The sequence below is a fragment of the Anaerosolibacter sp. genome (assembly GCF_029240175.1).
Taxonomy (GTDB): Bacteria; Bacillota; Clostridia; order Peptostreptococcales; family Thermotaleaceae; genus Anaerosolibacter.
Map to the genome: position 1 here is coordinate 111,882 of NZ_JARBTM010000005.1, position 17,802 is coordinate 129,683.

The 17,802-nt window shown below is 38.9% G+C and carries 17 protein-coding genes and 1 other annotated feature; of the genes, 12 read left to right on the plus strand and 5 right to left on the minus strand.

All coding sequences use genetic code 11. The features are described from left to right. The first annotated feature begins 37 nt into the window (after positions 1–37). The 3 genes from K0R93_RS04500 (at position 38) to K0R93_RS04510 (ending at position 2,227) form a co-directional block, all read left to right on the plus strand. On the plus strand, positions 38–1,390 hold the full coding sequence (locus K0R93_RS04500; protein ID WP_300298172.1) for a CCA tRNA nucleotidyltransferase: 1,353 nt from the start codon (positions 38–40) through the stop codon (positions 1,388–1,390). Beyond that, a complete protein-coding gene (locus K0R93_RS04505) occupies positions 1,383–1,892 on the plus strand; it encodes a GNAT family N-acetyltransferase (protein WP_300298174.1) in 510 nt (169 codons plus the stop codon). The genes K0R93_RS04500 and K0R93_RS04505 overlap by 8 nt, the downstream gene beginning before the upstream one ends. A 146-nt stretch (positions 1,893–2,038) precedes the next feature. Next, positions 2,039–2,227, plus strand: a complete 189-nt coding sequence (locus tag K0R93_RS04510) for a hypothetical protein (RefSeq protein ID WP_300298177.1) — start codon at positions 2,039–2,041, stop codon at positions 2,225–2,227. Positions 2,228–2,276: 49 nt separating this feature from the next. On the opposite strand, the gene K0R93_RS04515 is transcribed toward K0R93_RS04510, so the two are convergent. Both K0R93_RS04515 and K0R93_RS04520 read right to left on the minus strand, forming a co-directional pair. Then, a complete protein-coding gene (locus K0R93_RS04515) occupies positions 2,277–2,624 on the minus strand; it encodes a hypothetical protein (protein ID WP_300298180.1) in 348 nt (115 codons plus the stop codon). 99 nt (positions 2,625–2,723) lie between these two features. Further along, positions 2,724–3,731: a YeiH family protein gene (locus K0R93_RS04520; protein WP_300298183.1), complete on the minus strand. Its 1,008-nt coding sequence runs from the start codon at positions 3,729–3,731 to the stop codon at positions 2,724–2,726. A gap of 306 nt (positions 3,732–4,037) precedes the next feature. Here K0R93_RS04520 and K0R93_RS04525 point away from each other — a divergent pair, with 306 nt between their 5' ends. Further along, positions 4,038–5,777 (plus strand): glutamine--tRNA ligase/YqeY domain fusion protein, encoded by a 1,740-nt coding sequence (locus tag K0R93_RS04525; RefSeq protein WP_300298185.1) that lies wholly within the window; start codon positions 4,038–4,040, stop codon positions 5,775–5,777. Positions 5,778–5,828: 51 nt separating this feature from the next. Here K0R93_RS04525 and K0R93_RS04530 read toward each other — a convergent pair whose 3' ends face one another. The 3 genes from K0R93_RS04530 to K0R93_RS04540 are packed head-to-tail and all read right to left on the minus strand — an operon-like array spanning position 5,829 to position 8,033. Continuing rightward, complete coding sequence (locus tag K0R93_RS04530) at positions 5,829–7,331, minus strand: DUF4153 domain-containing protein (protein ID WP_300298187.1); 1,503 nt, start codon at positions 7,329–7,331, stop codon at positions 5,829–5,831. 3 nt (positions 7,332–7,334) lie between these two features. Beyond that, on the minus strand, positions 7,335–7,565 hold the full coding sequence (locus K0R93_RS04535) for a helix-turn-helix domain-containing protein (protein ID WP_300298191.1): 231 nt from the start codon (positions 7,563–7,565) through the stop codon (positions 7,335–7,337). 12 nt (positions 7,566–7,577) lie between these two features. After that, a complete protein-coding gene (locus K0R93_RS04540) occupies positions 7,578–8,033 on the minus strand; it encodes a DUF2975 domain-containing protein (RefSeq protein WP_300298958.1) in 456 nt (151 codons plus the stop codon). Positions 8,034–8,272: 239 nt separating this feature from the next. On the opposite strand from K0R93_RS04540, the gene K0R93_RS04545 reads away from it, so the two are divergent. The 8 genes from K0R93_RS04545 (at position 8,273) to K0R93_RS04580 (ending at position 17,724) form a co-directional block, all read left to right on the plus strand. Beyond that, positions 8,273–8,470 carry a hypothetical protein gene (locus K0R93_RS04545; RefSeq protein WP_300298194.1) on the plus strand — a complete coding sequence of 66 codons (198 nt, stop codon included), beginning with the start codon at positions 8,273–8,275 and terminating at the stop codon, positions 8,468–8,470. Positions 8,471–8,636: 166 nt separating this feature from the next. Then, positions 8,637–9,713 carry an aromatic acid exporter family protein gene (locus K0R93_RS04550; protein ID WP_300298196.1) on the plus strand — a complete coding sequence of 359 codons (1,077 nt, stop codon included), beginning with the start codon at positions 8,637–8,639 and terminating at the stop codon, positions 9,711–9,713. A 132-nt stretch (positions 9,714–9,845) separates the two neighbouring features. Next, positions 9,846–10,523: an L-serine ammonia-lyase, iron-sulfur-dependent subunit beta gene (sdaAB, locus tag K0R93_RS04555; RefSeq protein ID WP_300298199.1), complete on the plus strand. Its 678-nt coding sequence runs from the start codon at positions 9,846–9,848 to the stop codon at positions 10,521–10,523. Positions 10,524–10,538: 15 nt separating this feature from the next. Beyond that, positions 10,539–11,432 (plus strand): L-serine ammonia-lyase, iron-sulfur-dependent, subunit alpha, encoded by an 894-nt coding sequence (gene sdaAA, locus K0R93_RS04560; protein WP_300298202.1) that lies wholly within the window; start codon positions 10,539–10,541, stop codon positions 11,430–11,432. A gap of 92 nt (positions 11,433–11,524) precedes the next feature. Continuing rightward, positions 11,525–12,652, plus strand: a complete 1,128-nt coding sequence (gene mnmA, locus K0R93_RS04565) for a tRNA 2-thiouridine(34) synthase MnmA (RefSeq protein WP_300298205.1) — start codon at positions 11,525–11,527, stop codon at positions 12,650–12,652. A gap of 174 nt (positions 12,653–12,826) precedes the next feature. Beyond that, a complete protein-coding gene (locus tag K0R93_RS04570) occupies positions 12,827–13,633 on the plus strand; it encodes a GNAT family N-acetyltransferase (RefSeq protein WP_300298208.1) in 807 nt (268 codons plus the stop codon). A gap of 101 nt (positions 13,634–13,734) precedes the next feature. Next, positions 13,735–13,955 (plus strand) — a binding site (T-box leader). Between the two features lie 60 nt (positions 13,956–14,015). Next, positions 14,016–17,117 carry an isoleucine--tRNA ligase gene (gene ileS, locus K0R93_RS04575; protein WP_300298210.1) on the plus strand — a complete coding sequence of 1,034 codons (3,102 nt, stop codon included), beginning with the start codon at positions 14,016–14,018 and terminating at the stop codon, positions 17,115–17,117. A gap of 115 nt (positions 17,118–17,232) precedes the next feature. After that, positions 17,233–17,724 (plus strand): peptide deformylase, encoded by a 492-nt coding sequence (locus tag K0R93_RS04580; RefSeq protein ID WP_300298214.1) that lies wholly within the window; start codon positions 17,233–17,235, stop codon positions 17,722–17,724. Positions 17,725–17,802 lie beyond the last annotated feature (78 nt).

The window sequence follows — 17,802 nt, forward strand, 5'->3', positions numbered from 1 at the left end:
TGATGATGAAACTAAACAAGTAGAGGAGCAGAAAAAGATGAAGATCGAGATCCCTGAAAAACTTGAACAGATTATAGGAATATTAGAAAACCACGGTTTTGAGACATATTTGGTGGGCGGTTGCGTAAGGGATTGTTTATTGGGCAAGTCTGCCATGGATTGGGATGCATGCACCAGTGCAAAGCCGGAAAGGGTAATATCTATTCTAGAAGGGAATGGATATAGGGTTGTACCCACAGGCTTACAACATGGTACTGTGACAGTAATTGCCCAGGGAGAGTCTTATGAGATCACCACCTTCCGGGTGGATGGGGACTATGAAGATCATCGGCGCCCTACTCAGGTTGCATATACAACGGATATTGTACAAGATTTAGGGCGTAGAGATTTTACCATGAATGCCATGGCATATAATCACCAGCGGGGTTTGATAGATCCCTATGGGGGAAGGATAGATTTACATCATAAGATTATAAAATGTGTGGGCAGTCCAGGGACCCGTTTCCAAGAGGATGCTTTGCGGATGCTCCGAGCTATTCGTTTTTGTGCACAATTGAACTTTGCGTTAGAGAAGGACACAAGTGAAGAAATACTGAAGAATGGAAAACTACTGGAGAAAATTAGCCAGGAACGGATTCGGGATGAGTTAAATAAAATACTTTTGACAAGTACACCTTCTAAAGGAATTTCCCACTTGATAGAAAAAGGATTAATGACATATATCATTCCTGAATTGTTAGCTTGTATAGGTTTTGAACAGCATAATCCCCATCATGATAAAGATGTGTTTCGCCACATACTAGAGGTTCTGGATCATACAGAAAGGGATCTGTACTTGCGATTGGCAGCACTCCTCCATGATATCGGAAAACCCCAGACGTTTACGCTGGATGAAAAGGGAGTCGGCCACTTTTATGGGCATCAGCTGAAGGGGATGGAAATGACCAGCCATATACTGAAAAGATTAAAGTATGACAACAAGGCTATTGACATCGTACAAATGCTAGTCAGAGAGCATATGTCAAGACTCCAGCATGTTAAACCCAAGGCTGTAAAAAGATTGATTCAGCGAGTAGGGATAGAAAATATTGATCGGTTCTTTAAATTGCAGCTGGCAGATAAAAGGGGAGCAGACTGTGATGATAGACAAATAGTGAGGGTATGGGAAGAAGCGAAGAAAATCATACGTGAAAAACAGCCTTTATTTGTGAAAGACCTTGCTATAGATGGGACTGATTTGATAGCCATTGGGATACCACAGGGTAAGAGGATAGGGCGAGTATTAAACACGCTGTTGGAGAAGGTTTTGGAGGAACCAGATTTAAATCATCGGGAAATCTTATTAAGGATGGGAGAACAGGACTTCACAAGGGGGCGAAGACGTGAATAGGTTTGAAGATGTTTGGGAAATCTATACGGAAGCATTTCCTGTGGATGAAAGAAGAAGCCGTATCAGTCAATGTAGAATAATGAACAATACTAGATACCAAATAATACCCTATTTGAGAGAGGGACAGCTGATAGGATTTATGGGATTATGGAAACTCCCTTCATTTGTTTTTTTAGAACATTTCGCTATAAAGAAAGCGTTTAGGGGTTTAGGATATGGTACGGAAATGCTCAAAGAACTCTTGATACTTCACGGAGAAAGAGTGATTCTTGAGGTTGAGCCTCCAGAAAACCATGTGGCACAGAGCAGAATTTCATTTTATGAACGACATGGATTTTCACTAAATACTTATAAATATATACAACCGCCCTATGAGGATGGACAAAGGGCGTTGCCTCTATTTTTGATGTCTTATCCCAAGTCATTAGCAAAGGAAGCTTTTGATGGAATTGTGGGAGAACTCTATCAATTTGTGTATGAAGTTTCTGCAGATAAGGTATAGTTCTTGATAAATAGGGTTTGAAGCGTTAAAGTATTACATAAACATTAAGGTAGAGACAAGAAAGAAACGTTGGAATGGTAATGTATTTATAATAAAACTTATGTTAAGCAAGAACTTTAACTTTGCAAGGGACTGGAGGATTTTTCATGAGCAGGGAAACAAAAATTATTTTGGATGAATTGAATTTCTCCATTGGAAGAATCAACGAGCAGGAGAAAAATGGAAAACCGCTTAAGGAGAGCCAGTATTGGTATCGAGAAGGGCTAAAAACAGCGAGAGATATTGTTATTCATGTGGTGGAACTTGAAGAAAAAAGTAAAACAGAGAAAATATAAATGTTATTAAAGTTAGAGGAAGTGTAGAATTTCTACACTTCCTCTAACTTTAATAACAGGTAAAGGTATCAATGTTGTTCAAATCCGTTCCCCAGAAAAGCCATCTGGACCCAGTCCATCGAAAACCTGCCACTGATGTAGGACCTACGTATATAATGTAAGTCCAAAATTCTTTAGGACCTGTGCTGCCTTTTTTATCTTTTAGCCAGATATAGGTAAATTGGAGCCTACAGGGTGCGATACCGGCGGGGTCTACTTTTAACGCAGAATATAATTTTTTTGGTGTCTTCCCAGGCGGAGGGCCTGAAGGCTGAGATGTACCAAAAGGTGGTCCTGGCATTTGTCTCATCATAGATTGCTGATGTGGGCATTTGAAATAAGGAAAATTGTTGTACATGTGAATTCCCCCTTATAAAACTTATTACATCATATTCCAATCATTTGAAAATGATACGGGGGTAGTTTGTACAATTCAATGCGACTATGGTTAAAAAATCTAAATCTGTCCAGTTGAAAATTGAACGACCAGGCTGACGGCAGAGACAATAAACCATACAAGGAAGCCAAGGAACATCGGCTTTACACCAGTTTTGAGCATTTTACGAAAATCTGCACTTAAGCCAATGGCAGATAGAGCCATGACAATCATAAACTTGCTTAGAAATTTAAAGGAACTTAGCCAACTGGCAGGGAATAGTCCCAGAGTATTCATCAGAGATGCTGCCAAAAACCAAAGAATGAACCATGGGAAGATGCTCATGATCCTGAATGAAACATCCTGGTTATTTTTTGCTTCCTTTTTCTTCGCAGCCGCTGTGATAAAAGCAAAAACCAAGGAAATAGGAATAATCATGGTAGTTCTGGTGAGCTTTACAATGGTAGCATAGTCCCCAGCTATGTTACTAAAAGCATAACCTGCGGCAACCACAGAAGATGTATCATTGATTGCCGTACCAGCCCATAAGCCAAAGGCTTGGTCAGACAACCCTATGAGATGGCCCAAGGGTGGAAAAATCAAGACGGCCATCACGTTAAATAAAAAAATGGTCGAAATCGAATAAGCAATTTCCATTTCATCGGCTTCGATAATTGGGGATACGGCTGCAATGGCAGAACCGCCGCAAATGGCAGTTCCAACCCCAATCAAGGAAGTAAGGCGAAACGGTATGCCCATCAGTTTTCCAAGGCCATAGGCTCCTGCAAAGGCTGCAGAGAGGGTAAAGAGCATGACATATAAGGATTCAATGCCTGTCTTCCAGACTTGAGACAAGCTTAATCCAGCACCCAATAAAATAATAGCCCATTGAAGAATTTTTTTAGAAGCAAACTTAATTCCAGGCAGGGTATTTTCAGGTTTGCCAAAGACATTGCTGATCAAAATACCAATAAGGATACCAAAAACGGCTCCGCCGATGATCGGAAGCATCGTACCTAGCCAAGTAGAAATGACTGCAATAGCAAACACCCGCAGCAAACCGGGAAAATTCTCTCGAATCCAATACATGTGCATCAACTCCCTTAATTATGATTACTATTCTATGTTATTCATATTCAATAGAGATGTCAATTTAAAGACAGGATAAAATCATCTTTAGATGAATAAATCTTTGAGGAAGTTGTTATGATACATTTAAACTTTGTTTAATTTGTTATATAATATGGATGGAAACCCTTTCATTTAGAACAAATTCCAACGATTTTTTTTGAAATATTTAGCAAGATATGATACCATAGATAGCAATAAATGATAGATTTCTATGTATTCAATATTCAATAATATGTAATAGATGGGTAAGGAGGAATAAAAGAAATGGCACATGACAATGAAAAGCTGGATGTGAATCCTAAGAAAAGCGATGAAGCTTCCTCAGATTCATATCAATCAACCAATTTTATTCAAAACATCATTAATAACGATCTGGAAGAGGGGGTATATGGAAACAGGGTACATACACGTTTTCCCCCAGAGCCAAATGGGTATCTTCATATAGGACATGCCAAATCTATTTGCTTAAACTTTGGTCTTGCTGCTCAATATGGAGGATTATGTAATCTGCGTTTTGATGATACCAACCCAATTAAGGAAGATGTAGAATATGTAGATTCTATCAAGCGAGATGTAAAGTGGCTGGGATTTGACTGGGAGGACCGAGAATACTATGCTTCTGACTATTTTGAAGATCTATATCAGTATGCAGTACAGTTGATTAAGGACGGAAAAGCTTATGTTTGTGATTTGAGTCCTGAAGAAATGAAGGCATATAGGGGATCTTTTACAGAACCAGGGAAGGAAAGTCCTTATCGAAATCGTTCTATTGAGGAGAACTTAGACTTATTCCAGCGTATGAGAAATGGTGAATTCAAAGAAGGCTCCCGTGTGCTGCGGGCAAAAATAGATATGGCATCCCCAAATCTAAATATGAGAGATCCGGCCCTTTATCGTATCGCCCATGTAGAGCATCATCGAACTGGGGATGCATGGTGCATTTATCCAATGTATGATTATGCCCATCCGATCTCAGATGCTATGGAAAAAATCACCCACTCTATTTGTACTTTAGAGTTTGAAGATCATCGACCATTATATGATTGGCCTTTGAAAGAGCTGAATTTTGAAGCACCGCCAAAGCAGATCGAATTTGCAAAGCTAAACCTTACCAATACAATCATGGGTAAGCGATATCTTCGTAAACTTGTGGAAGATAACTATGTAGATGGATGGGACGATCCTAGGATGCCTACCATTTCTGGACTAAGAAGAAGAGGATACACGCCGGAATCTATCCGCAAATTCTGTGATCTTATCGGGATATCCAAGAGTAACAGCAAGGTGGATATCGGTCTTTTAGAGCACTGTATTCGTGAAGATTTAAAGACAAAGGTGTCTACAATTATGGCAGTATTAAAACCTCTGAAAGTAGTAATTACAAACTATCCTGAGGGGCAATCTGAAATGTTGGATGCTGAAAATAATCCTGAAAATCCTGAAATGGGCAGTCGCCAGATACCTTTTTCTCGAGAGATTTATATAGAACAAGAGGACTTTATGGAAGAACCGCCAAAAAAATTCTTCCGATTGGCACCAGGGCAGGAAGTACGCTTAAAGAATGCTTACTTCATCAAGTGTGAGGAAGTAGTCAAAGACGAGGAAACGGGAGAAATTATTGAGCTTCGTTGTACCTATGATCCTGAAACAAAGAGCGGTACTGGGTTTACAGGCCGCAAGGTAAAAGGAACGCTTCACTGGGTTTCCGCCGAGCATGCTGTAAAATCAGAGGTTCGGTTGTACGATTATCTTGTTATTGACAAAGATGAAGAGGATACGGAAGAAAATACAGAACAGACGGTTAAATTAAATCCAAATTCTATTGAAATATTATCTGAATGCTATATCGAGCCATCTGTAGCTGCAGCAGATCCAGGTACGAGGTATCAGTTCCTAAGACATGGATATTTCAGTGTAGATACAAAGTATTCAAAGCCAGGGGCTCCTGTATTCAATCGAATCGTAAACCTAAAAAGCTCTTGGGATAAAGCAAAAAATCAATAAAACAAAAGAGTACCTCACCATTCAGTGAGGTACTCTTTTGTCTACATTCAATCATTCAAATTTCCATTTAGTCAAAGTCTGGGCAGCTCTATACTTAGAAAGATTAAACTCTTTCCAGGAGGTTTTGTCCGTGATAAGTCTGCTATTGGATTCATAGTAACGACGAAGGGCCAATTGAATATCAAAATCCTTGGTGTCCAAGAGCTTTGTTAACTCAGGGGCAGCATCACAGGATAAAGAGGTAAGATAATTCATATCAATCCTTCCGGTTTCAAAATAGCGGTCGATATTGTTATGGGCAATCATAGCATCTACATTTAAATAGTTTAATCCTACATAGAAAGCAAGGGCTGTAAAGATATAAAACTTAGCCAAATGAAATTTTGGTTTAACGATGTAGTATAATGTAGCAGCCAGTAGAACAGTTTCCAATGCCAAGAAGAAATAGACGAAGATTCTCAAATAGGTATATCCATAATTTTGTTGATACAGGCTCATCCTGTAATAAGCTGAATAAATCATGATATAGGTAAATATGCCCATGAGGATGAGGAATCCCTTTGTCCACTGCTGTCTGTTGTCATGGGCAGGATTCATACCATAGAAGCTTAGAAGGATAATGCTAAAATTCAGCATAGTAACCAGTAGGAGTTGAAAAAATCCTTGTCGTGCATAGGCTGCATAGGTGAAGCTGCCCGGGAGGGTATTAAACCCACCATTAAAGAGGTATGCAAACTGAATGCTACAGAAAACGAGATAGACAACATTGATGACAACCAGAACCGTTAGAAGAATGGTACCATCGAAAAACTTTCTGTTGGTCTTTACAGGGGATGTAGCTACTGCTTCACCTGTGGATGTGATTCCTACCAGTGTTTTTGCAGGTGTAAATAAAAACCAGACGAAACCATAGGCATAGGTAGCCATAAAAATGATCAATAGCAGCTGACCAATATAATCAGCAAGAACTGTGTTTTCCAACAATCTTTCCAAATTTGTTGGGATAAAGGATATCATCTCATAGAATACCATGTCTGCTGAGCTGAGCAGGGAAAGGATCACCAACAATAGGGGCAAAGAAATGAGCAGCCCTAGAAATACTTTTTTAAGCTCAGGGTAATTGTTTTCTTTTTTACCTAATATCCACCGCTGATAAAGGTATGTATAGGGTTTGGTAAAGTAAAAAGCTGGGGCCAATATGGAGCCTAGTATTTTGAATGGAAAGTGGATATGGGCATAATCACCTGTTTCCTTTCCGGAGAGTACTAGCATCATCCCTACAAACAAGCAAAGGATAATCACTAGGTTAAAAAAGTGAAAGATGTAATTACTGCTAAAAAAGAACCGAAAGGAAAGTAAAATAATAGGTAAGGAAAAGAACCACAGGGTATTCTTTTTAAAACGATCAGTGTCTTTTAATACTAGAATAAACAAATAAAAGGCCGTGCCCACAATCATTGGATAGGAAATCCCTACATCACTTTTATAAAATAAGAAGTTAAACAGTATACCCCATAGGATGCTGTAGGATAGTAAACGCCCTTCTTTTATCATATTTTAAGCCTCCTCCGTGGACGTTTTATGATCCGCCACATATTCTAAAATATCTCCAGGTTGACAATCAAGAATTTCACAAATGGTTTCAAGGGTAGAAAACCGAATGGCTTTCGCTTTGTTTGTCTTTAAAATAGATAGATTGGCTTTTGTGATCCCTAGCTTATCAGCCAATTCAGAAGAGCTTATCTTCCGTTTCGCCATCATGACATCTAAGTTTACAATAATCGGCATGATAAACCTCCTCTATATAGTAAAATCATTTTCTTCCTTTACGATGACAGCTTGATGGAATACTTCTGCCAAAATGATGGAAAAGAAGCCTGCGATAGTAAAAACCATGATAAGAATAATTGTCATGAAGGAATTAAAAAAAATCACTTTGAAAATATAGCAGAAAGCTATCAAAAATGATGCAATACCCATTCTCTTCAGGCTTCTGACATTATCCATCATAAATGGGTCCTTTCGGGTCAAGGCTGCAAATATTTTTCTGATTTCATAAACAATGATTAGTGCAAATATGCCTGTTATGGCTAAAAGACCTAGAAGAAAATAATAAATGTTAATACTGACGGTTGCTTGAATATAACTTAGATACCAGTTTACCGTTTTAGGTAAACTGAGGCAAATTCCAATACCTCCAATAAAAATTAAATCAAGCATTTGTTTTACAAAGGCAGACAATGATTTTTCTCCCATGATGTGCAAGGTCGTATACCTCCTTTTTATATTCTGAGATAAGTATATACCATGAAATAAAATTTATCAATAAAAAAACATCGAAAAACAATAAATAATTACCTTAAAAAAATATACTTTTATTGTTTATTATTTTAACTTCCACTATTTTATAAAACTATCCATAGATTGCCTTGTATTCATGATTAACAGAAACAAACAATAAGGATATACGTTAAACAAATATTGAGGTGATGATCTTGAACAAAGGAAAAAGGGAGCAGAACAAAGGAAATGAATTAAGTAAGATAAATATGGAAGCTGGAGAAGAAATCATAGTGGAAAGAAAAATTTTTAATCGTGCAGACCTGCCTGCCAGATTGTTTGGATATGTAGGCGGCATCGATGGAGGAAATGTACCTGGATTGATGACCAAAACCCATAAGAATGATCAGTAAGAAAGGTGTTCGAGTAGTATATATCAAACCAGAGGGAATGCCTCTGGTTTTTGTGATTGTGATTTGAACTATCGGATTATTCTACTCTAAACGATCAACTTATGTTATTATATAAAGGTTATAGAAGTTAAAAGTGTTGGGTTAAAATATGATCTGGAGGAAAATGATGAGAAGATTTATAGGTTTATTCCAATTTCAAAATGAAGCGAATCTACTGGATTCCAAAACCTATATTTTAAAATCATTTTTAGCAGTGGCAACGGCCTATGGTCTAGCTGTGAATAATGATATTATTCGCAGAGATATGATTTCTGTACTTTTTGGACTGATGTTAACTCTTGAACCTGTTACTTTGACTGGGATCCGTCATGGCTGGCATCAAATGTATGCAACGATTCTCGGAGCCCTTTCAACGGCGGCGATTATAAGTATATTTGGTATAAATATTATTACTATTTCTCTATCAGTGGCGTTTACCCTGTATGTTTGTTTGAAGATTAACTGGCGGGAAGTATCTCCTGTGGCGATCTTTACATCGATCTATATGACCCAGTATGTTCAGGTGACAGAGACTGGAGAGCCAAGTATATTATTGACGATACAATTAAGGCTTATGGCTTTGGGCGCAGGCATAATTATTGCCATTTTATTTAATCTACTATTTTCTTTTTTTTCTTATGGGAAAATGACCAATAAACGGATATCCTTTCTATTTAAATCTATTGTAGAACATATGGAAAAGACTTTGGATGCGTTGAAAACAAATGATTTTTCAGGACTAGAAGAGAATCAACGTGGGATGTCCAAGTCATTCAACAATATCGATTGGGTATATGGGTTCCTGAGGGATATGGAGGAGGAAAAGCGCATAAAGAACAGGATTATCGGTGGTTCTGCTGAAGATATGGGAAACCTTATTGAAATTGTTATGGATCTCCGCAGTATTTGTCATTTGAATTATGATATCAGTCTCAGCCTGCTTCGGAATGAAGAGGAGCGGAAACTAATTCATGATAATCAAGGTGGAATGGTTGAGAGGTTTCAACATATAACTTTTCGCATGAGACTTTTAAAAGAAGGATTCTCCATGGAGGATAGTAGGAACTTTTCTAGAAAAAACAACATACAGCAGCATGAACATGGGAAAAATGAACATTCGAGAGTTCTTGAAAGCTTGTATGAAATGGAGGCACTGACTACATTATTAGAATATCGCATAGGAAACCTTAAAAGATTTGATTGAAAAGGATTTTTATATGATGTTTAGGAGATTTATAAAAGAATAAATAGCTATTCATTAGAATGAATGCTGTACATATGGGTATTCATACTTTATCAAAACCATTGTTTAGGATTTCAGAAGGGAGAAAAAGAAATGCAAGTTAAAAACTATAGTGTATTTGATATCATTGGGCCTCGAATGATTGGACCCTCTAGTTCCCATACTGCTGGTGCAGCACGATTGGGAAAGGTGGCTAGAAAGATTGGTGGAAAAGGAATTCTTGAAGTCACGTTTATTTTATATGGCTCATTTGCCCAAACCTATAAAGGGCATGGAACAGATCGTGCTTTGGTAGCTGGCGTATTAGGCATGGATCCAAATGATGAAAATTTAAGCAACTCTATGGAAATAGCCCAAAAAGATGGATTGAAGTATGAATTTGTTCTATCAGAAGATGAAACTGCTCATCCCAACACCGTAAAGATTATCACCCGGAATGAGGAAGGACAGCAATCAGAAATCGTGGGGGCTTCCATAGGCGGCGGAAATATTATGGTCACGGAAATCAATGGATTGGCAGTAGAATTTACTGGTGAATACCCTACAATCATTATTCGACACTTGGACAAACCAGGGGTTGTGGCGGATGTGACCCATATCATGGATGAATTTCAAATAAATATTGCATTTATGAAGGTTTTTCGTCAGCGAAAGGGTGAGGATGCCTTTATGATTATCGAGACAGACAACGACGTTCCTAAGGCAGTACTTGAAGGAATCCGTAATTTAGCAGATGAAATATTACATGTTTACTTGGTAGAAGGACTATAGAAAAGAGGTGAGTCTATGATTAAGGATTTTGTAAATGGCAGTGATTTGCTTAGCTTGTGTCATAAAGAAGAAAAAAAGATATGGGAAGTAATGATTGAAAGAGAAATCTATATTTCAGGAAAATCCAAAGATGAGATCATGGAATATATGTGGGGTAATTTAAAGATCATGAAAAATGCCATTGAGAAGGGCTTACAAGAAGATATTAAGTCTGTCAGCGGCTTGGTAGGGGGCGATGCAAAAAGGCTGCGAACATACTATGAGACAAAAAAAACCTTGTCTGGTGAACAGATGAATAAAGCGGTTGCCAGCGCTATGGCTGTGCTCGAGGTAAATGCATCCATGGGCCAGATCGTAGCAGCACCTACGGCTGGTTCCAGTGGAATTCTACCGGGGGTACTTATCAGTGCAGGACAGGATTTTGGTTTTGACGACGAAGTAATTGTGCAAGGACTATTTACAGCAGCAGCTGTCGGTTATATTATTACAAGAAATGCCACCGTGGCTGGTGCAGAAGGTGGATGTCAAGCGGAAACAGGGGCAGCTGCTGCCATGGCAGCAGCTGGGCTAGTAGAGATGATGGGAGGAACGCCCGAACAAGCCTTACATGGTGCAGCCATGACCATAAAGAATATTTTAGGCTTAGTGTGTGATCCCATAGCTGGTCTTGTGGAGGCGCCTTGCGTGAAACGAAACGCTATTGGTGCTGCCAACGCTTATATATCAGCAGATATGGCTTTGGCTGGAATCCAGAGCATTATCCCATTTGATGAAGTTGTAGATGCCATGTATAAGGTAGGGCAATCGATTCCGTGTTCTCTTCGGGAAACAGCATTGGGCGGATTGGCTGCCACACCAACAGGAAAAAAGATATATGAGAAAGTTTTTGGCAGCAAAGAACAAAAATAATCGATTTGTATAGCTGTTTTGAATCACGGAAAATTTAAAACTAGAATATATTTGAAAGAAACGGAAGGTTGTTAGAGAGGATGATGAATCCCATGAAAAAATTACCTAAAGATACAAAAGTTGTGGTAGGAATGTCTGGTGGCGTGGACTCCTCTGTGGCCGCACTGTTATTGAAAGAGCAGGGCTATGATGTAATTGGTGTATTTATGAAGAATTGGGAGGAAACCGATGAGTTTGGAAATTGTACAGCCACTGAAGACTTTGAAGATGTGCGGCAGGTATGTGATCAAATAGGTATTCCTTACTATACAGTGAATTTCACAAAGCAATATTGGGATCGGGTTTTTACTTATTTTCTAGAAGAATATAAGAGAGGAAGAACACCCAATCCAGATGTAATGTGCAACAAAGAAATAAAGTTTAAAGAGTTTCTGCAATATGCCATAAAGCTAGGTGCCGATTATTTAGCTACAGGCCACTATGCGCAAGTTGAATATCAAGATGGGGAATATCATTTACTCCGTGGGTTAGACACCAACAAGGATCAAACCTATTTTCTCTGCACCCTAGGACAAGACCAGTTATCAAAGGCTATGTTTCCCATTGGTCATTTGACGAAACCACAGCTTAGAGAAATAGCTGAAAATGCAGGTCTGAAAACTGCAAAGAAGAAGGATAGCACAGGGATTTGTTTCATCGGAGAAAGGAATTTTAAAGAATTCTTATCAAACTATTTGCCAGCCCAGCCAGGAGAGATGAGGACCTTTACGGGAGAGGTAAAGGGAAAGCATGACGGATTGATGTATTATACCCTTGGACAAAGAAAAGGTTTAGGTATAGGTGGTGCTGGGTCAGGAGAGCCTTGGTTTGTTGCTGAGAAGGATTTGAAAAATAATATTCTATATGTCGTTCAGGGTGAGGAGCACCCAGCCCTTTATACCTATGGGTTATTGGCAACAGAAGTCCATTGGGTAAGCAGCAAATGCAAAGAGCGTGAGTTCTCTTGTTCAGCGAAATTTAGATATCGACAACCAGATCAAGGCGTGAGGGTAAAACTTCTTTCTGAAGATAAATATCTTGTGATCTTTGATGAACCTCAAAAGGCCATTACGCCAGGGCAAGCAGTGGTGTTCTATGATGGTCAGGATTGTCTAGGCGGGGGAATCATCGATTATATGTATAAAAGCAAAGACGAGTTGGAAAGTGTGAAAGAGGACTAGGGATAGTATAATTCCTAGTCCTTATTTGTTGAATTTATTAAGCTGAGAAGGCAGAATGACCCAAAAGGCGGGCAGGGAAACCCTGCCCTAAAGGAGGAAAAACGAATGATTTAGAGAATTATTACATAAATTATCCAATATATGAAAATAATTACCAAAAGGGGGATGAAGAAAATGTTGAGAAAACTTATGGGTGAAGATCAGGAACCGCTTGTAGCATATCTTTTAGAGGAGAGTGCCATCAATTTATTTATCCTAGGAGATATTGAAAACTTTGGGATGAGTACGGAATTTATGGATATTTGGGGAGACTTTGATGAAAATGGGGATTACCAAGGGGTACTTTTAAGATATAATGATTTCTTCATTCTTTACTCGAAGGAAAATGAGTTTGATGTAAAGGGCTTTGAAGATGTGTTGAAGAACCATGGCAAGGTTGAGTGTATATCGGGTAAAGCATCCACCATAGAAAGATTCATACAGTCGGCTACGATGCGCCCTCAATCGGTAAAGCTTCAGTACTATGTTGGTCTGAGAAATTGTGTAAATGAACGGTTTCGTGAATCTACTAGGGAAGCAATGAAAGGTAGTGTGAAGGATGTAGACGATGTGGCTCAACTTTTAAATACTATTGAAGAATTTGGCGGCATGTCACAAACCGCTGTTGATGGAATAAAACGAGAAATAGAAAAGGGTGGTGCTAGACTGTATTTGATTAAAGAGGGCTCTAAAGTTGTAGCTACTGCAAGGTCAGCAGCAGAAAACAGTAGATCCGCCATGATTGTAGGTGTTGCAACAGATCCTGCATATAGGAATAACGGTTTAGCATCTGCATGTATGGCAAAACTGTGTAAGGAACTGCTGAAGGAAGGAAAGGAAATTTGTCTGTTTTATGATAATCCTAGGGCGGGTAGTATTTACAGAGCATTAGGCTTCCAGGATGTAGGTATGTGGACCATGGCAAAGGATATTGAATTTTAAATGAGATTATAGTATAATAATTCGATGAATAGTAGAATTTTCAATATTTACCTTGACAGGTGAAATGGTAAGAGTATAGAATGATAGTAAAATAAAGTTGAATAATGGCGAAGAAAAGGACAGTAGTAAAAAGAAGAAGTTTACAGAGAAATAATCATTTAGTGAGAGATTATGATGGAAGCTTTTTACGAAGATCACCTTGGAGCTGGATGTCTGAAATCATAGTAGGATATTCCGCAGGCATGCGTTATCATGCATGAAGTGATGAGGTGTAGTCTATACCTCGTAAACAGGGTGGTACCGCGGTTAATTCGTCCCTAAGTCTCAATGACTTAGGGACTTTATCATTTTTGAAAAACTTTGTGAGAGGAGAATAATGGCGATGAAAAAGTTTAAGCCACTTTCAGAAGCACCCGTTGCAAAACGAGAAGCCATGGTTGCAGAACTTTGGGATCAAAACGATGTCCTAAAAAAGAGTATTGATAACCGTGAAAATGCAGAATCCTTTGTATTTTATGAGGGGCCGCCTACGGCCAATGGAAGACCTGGTATTCACCATGTTATCTCAAGAACCTTGAAGGACTCCGTATGTCGTTATAAAACGATGACAGGCCATCAGGTAAAGAGAAAAGCGGGTTGGGATACCCATGGATTACCAGTGGAAATAGAAGTGGAAAAGCAGCTAAAACTATCCAGCAAACAGGAGATTGAAGCCTACGGAATTGATAAGTTCAACGAGAAATGTAGAGAGTCTGTATTTACCTACGAGAAGCAATGGAGAGAAATGACAAAGAGAATGGGTTATGCCATCGACTTAGATAATCCATACATCACATTGGACAATAACTATATTGAATCCGTATGGTGGATTCTTGACAAGTTTTTCAAGGAAGGATATATCTATGAAGGCCATAAGATTCTTCCATATTGTCCGCGCTGCGGTACAGGGCTTGCATCCCACGAGGTATCCCAAGGTTACAAGGAAATCAAGTCTAATACAGTCATTGCTGCTTTCAAGCGAAAAGATGCTGATGAGTATTTCCTAGTATGGACGACTACTCCCTGGACATTGGCGTCTAACGTAGCACTGGCAGTACATCCAGAAGAAACCTATATCAAGGCAAGGATGAATGAAAAAGTATATATTGTTGAAAAAACCTTATCCAAACGTGTACTAGGAGAAGAGTTTGAAGTTCTGGAAGAAATGAAGGGTAAGGACTTAGAATATATAGAATACGAGCAGTTGATGCCATTTGTGAAGGCTGAAAAGAAAGCTTTCTTTGTGACGGTAGCAGACTACGTAACCACCGATGATGGTACTGGAATCGTCCATATTGCACCAGCTTTTGGTGAAGATGACTATCAAGTAGGAAGAAAATACGATCTGCCAGTATTACAGCCTGTAAATGAAGAAGGAAAATATACAACCACGCCATGGGAAGGTAAGTTCGTCATGGATTGTGATGTAGACATCATCAAGTGGCTCCATGGGGAAGGAAAGCTGTTCAAGAAGGAGAAGGTAGATCATAACTATCCTCACTGCTGGCGTTGTTCCACACCACTGCTGTATTATGCGAAGCCAAGCTGGTATATCGAAATGACCAAGTTGAAGGATAAGCTTATAGAAAACAATAATTCTGTGAATTGGTATCCAGATTATGTAGGAGAAAAGCGTTTTGGAAACTGGTTAGAAAATTTAAATGACTGGGCATTGTCCCGAAGCAGATACTGGGGTACGCCTTTAAATATCTGGAGATGTGGATGTGGACATATCACCTCAGTAGGTTCAAGGCAAGAATTGATTGAACAGGCTGTAGAAAAAATTGATGAAAGTGTGGAGCTTCACAGACCATATGTGGATGATATCCACTTAAAGTGCGACAAATGTGAAGGTACCATGACCCGAGTAGTAGAAGTTATCGACTGCTGGTTTGACAGTGGTTCCATGCCTTTTGCCCAGCACCACTATCCATTTGAGAACAAGGACAACTTTGGAGAATTATTCCCTGCAGATTATATCTGTGAGGGTATTGACCAGACCAGGGGTTGGTTCTACTCATTGATCGCGATCTCAACCTTTGTCATGGGGGTATCTCCTTATAAAAACGTACTAGTAAATGATTTGATCTTGGATAAGGATGGGCGAAAAATGTCCAAATCCAAAGGAAATACCGTTGATCCATTTGAAATGTTTGATAAATACGGCGCCGATGCCTTAAGATGGTATCTACTGTATGTGTCTCCAGCCTGGACGCCGACGAAATTTGACATTGAGGGACTAAAAGAAGTACAGAGCAAGTTCTTTGGAACACTTCAGAATGTATATACATTCTTTACCTTATATGCAAATACCGATGAAATCGATCCGAAGGACTTTTACGTGGCACCTAAGGAACGTCCTGAATTAGATCGTTGGATTATTTCAAAGTTCAACAGCCTTGCAAAAGAAGTGGCAAGTGAAATGGCGATCTTTGACTTGACGAAGGCTGTGAGAAAGATTCAAGATTTTGTGAATGAGGATTTATCCAACTGGTATATCCGTCGTGCAAGACGTCGTTTCTGGGAGACAGAGTTAACGGAAGATAAAAAGGCAGTATACAATACAACCTATGAGGTGCTTATTGGGGTAGCGAAGCTCATGGCACCATTTGCACCATTCCTTGCCGATGAGATCTATGCAAATCTTACAGATGAGTTATCGGTTCATTTAGCAGACTATCCAGTGGCAGATGTATCCTTAATTGACTTAGAAGTTGAAGAAAGAATGGATTTAATCAGGGATCTCGTTGGATTGGGCAGAGCTGCAAGGGCAAAGGAAAAGATAAAAGTGCGTCAGCCAATCCAAAAAGTATTGATTGACGGTAAATATGAAGCATTGATTTCTGACTTGATTCCACTGATGGAAGAAGAGTTAAATGTAAAAGAGGTTGTCTTTGAAAAGGATTTAAGCACATTTATGAATTTCAGCCTAAAGCCGAATTTCAAGGTGGCTGGTTCTATTCTTGGATCGAAAATCAAGGCATTGGGTCCTGCTTTGGCTACCTTAGATGCATCAGCAGTCGTACCGAAGCTGGAGGCTGGAGAAAGCATTTTTGTGGACTTAGAAGGTGAATCCACTGAAATTGTGAAGGATTATGTATTGACGAGTATCGCCGCTAAAGAAGGCTTTACCGTTGAAATGGCGAATAACCTTTTTGTGATCCTAGATACTACCCTTACAAAAGAATTGGTGGATGAAGGTTATGCCAGAGAGCTTATCTCCAAAGTACAACAGATGAGAAAAAATAACGACTATGAAATGATGGACAATATCCGCATCTATTTTGATGGAGATGACGAGATTGCCAATGCTGTCGAGATTCACCGAGAATATATCATGCATGAGACTTTAGCAGTATCCATTGAAAGAGTAAATGATGCCACATTGGAAAAACAGAACCTTAATGACCATGATACAGGTATAAAGGTTGAAAAAGTGAATTAAATAATCATTATAACCTGGGCTGCTTAACAACTAGCCCAGGTTGTTTATTGTAATGTATTTGTTGTTCTGATAAAATAAAACGTATAAAAGACATCTGCATAGGAGGGATGAGATCATGGCCATAAGAGAGATTCTGCAGCTAGGGAATAAAGGGTTATATGAAACTTCTAGGGAGGTTTCCTTTGACGAGATAGATTATGTACGGGGTGTAATTCAAGACCTTCATGATACGATGATGGAATTTCGAAGACAATATGGTGTTGGGCGAGCAATTGCTGCGCCTCAAATTGGTGAGAAGATTAGAGTATTATATATGAATATTGGAGAACCAGTCCCTTTCATCAATCCACGACTTGTTTTCGAAGAGGATGATATGATGGAAGTTTGGGATGATTGTATGTGCTTTCCTAATTTACTCGTGAAGGTAATGCGTTATAAAAAGTGCAGGATTGACTATAGGGATGTACATTGGAATGAGCAGTCAATGACGTTAATAGGTGACTTATCTGAATTACTCCAGCATGAGTATGATCATTTGGATGGGATATTGGCTGTATCTCGGGCCATTGATGGACAGTCCTTTGCTTTTCGAGGCGAAATAAAATAAATGAAATATGAAGGAGAGGAGCTAATGTTACATACAATAGCTCCTTTTATAAAAGAAATTTTATGTATTCATAAATTT

Coding starts and splice junctions, on each gene's coding strand:
- K0R93_RS04515 (WP_300298180.1), bottom strand. CDS start 2,624: ATGTACAACAATTTTCCTTATTTCAAATGCCCACATCAGCAATCTATG.
- sdaAA (WP_300298202.1), top strand. CDS start 10,539: ATGATTAAGGATTTTGTAAATGGCAGTGATTTGCTTAGCTTGTGTCAT.
- K0R93_RS04520 (WP_300298183.1), bottom strand. CDS start 3,731: ATGTATTGGATTCGAGAGAATTTTCCCGGTTTGCTGCGGGTGTTTGCT.
- K0R93_RS04570 (WP_300298208.1), top strand. CDS start 12,827: ATGTTGAGAAAACTTATGGGTGAAGATCAGGAACCGCTTGTAGCATAT.
- K0R93_RS04525 (WP_300298185.1), top strand. CDS start 4,038: ATGGCACATGACAATGAAAAGCTGGATGTGAATCCTAAGAAAAGCGAT.
- K0R93_RS04580 (WP_300298214.1), top strand. CDS start 17,233: ATGGCCATAAGAGAGATTCTGCAGCTAGGGAATAAAGGGTTATATGAA.
- K0R93_RS04540 (WP_300298958.1), bottom strand. CDS start 8,033: ATGGGAGAAAAATCATTGTCTGCCTTTGTAAAACAAATGCTTGATTTA.
- K0R93_RS04500 (WP_300298172.1), top strand. CDS start 38: ATGAAGATCGAGATCCCTGAAAAACTTGAACAGATTATAGGAATATTA.
- K0R93_RS04550 (WP_300298196.1), top strand. CDS start 8,637: ATGAGAAGATTTATAGGTTTATTCCAATTTCAAAATGAAGCGAATCTA.
- mnmA (WP_300298205.1), top strand. CDS start 11,525: ATGAAAAAATTACCTAAAGATACAAAAGTTGTGGTAGGAATGTCTGGT.
- ileS (WP_300298210.1), top strand. CDS start 14,016: ATGAAAAAGTTTAAGCCACTTTCAGAAGCACCCGTTGCAAAACGAGAA.
- K0R93_RS04535 (WP_300298191.1), bottom strand. CDS start 7,565: ATGCCGATTATTGTAAACTTAGATGTCATGATGGCGAAACGGAAGATA.
- sdaAB (WP_300298199.1), top strand. CDS start 9,846: ATGCAAGTTAAAAACTATAGTGTATTTGATATCATTGGGCCTCGAATG.
- K0R93_RS04510 (WP_300298177.1), top strand. CDS start 2,039: ATGAGCAGGGAAACAAAAATTATTTTGGATGAATTGAATTTCTCCATT.
- K0R93_RS04530 (WP_300298187.1), bottom strand. CDS start 7,331: ATGATAAAAGAAGGGCGTTTACTATCCTACAGCATCCTATGGGGTATA.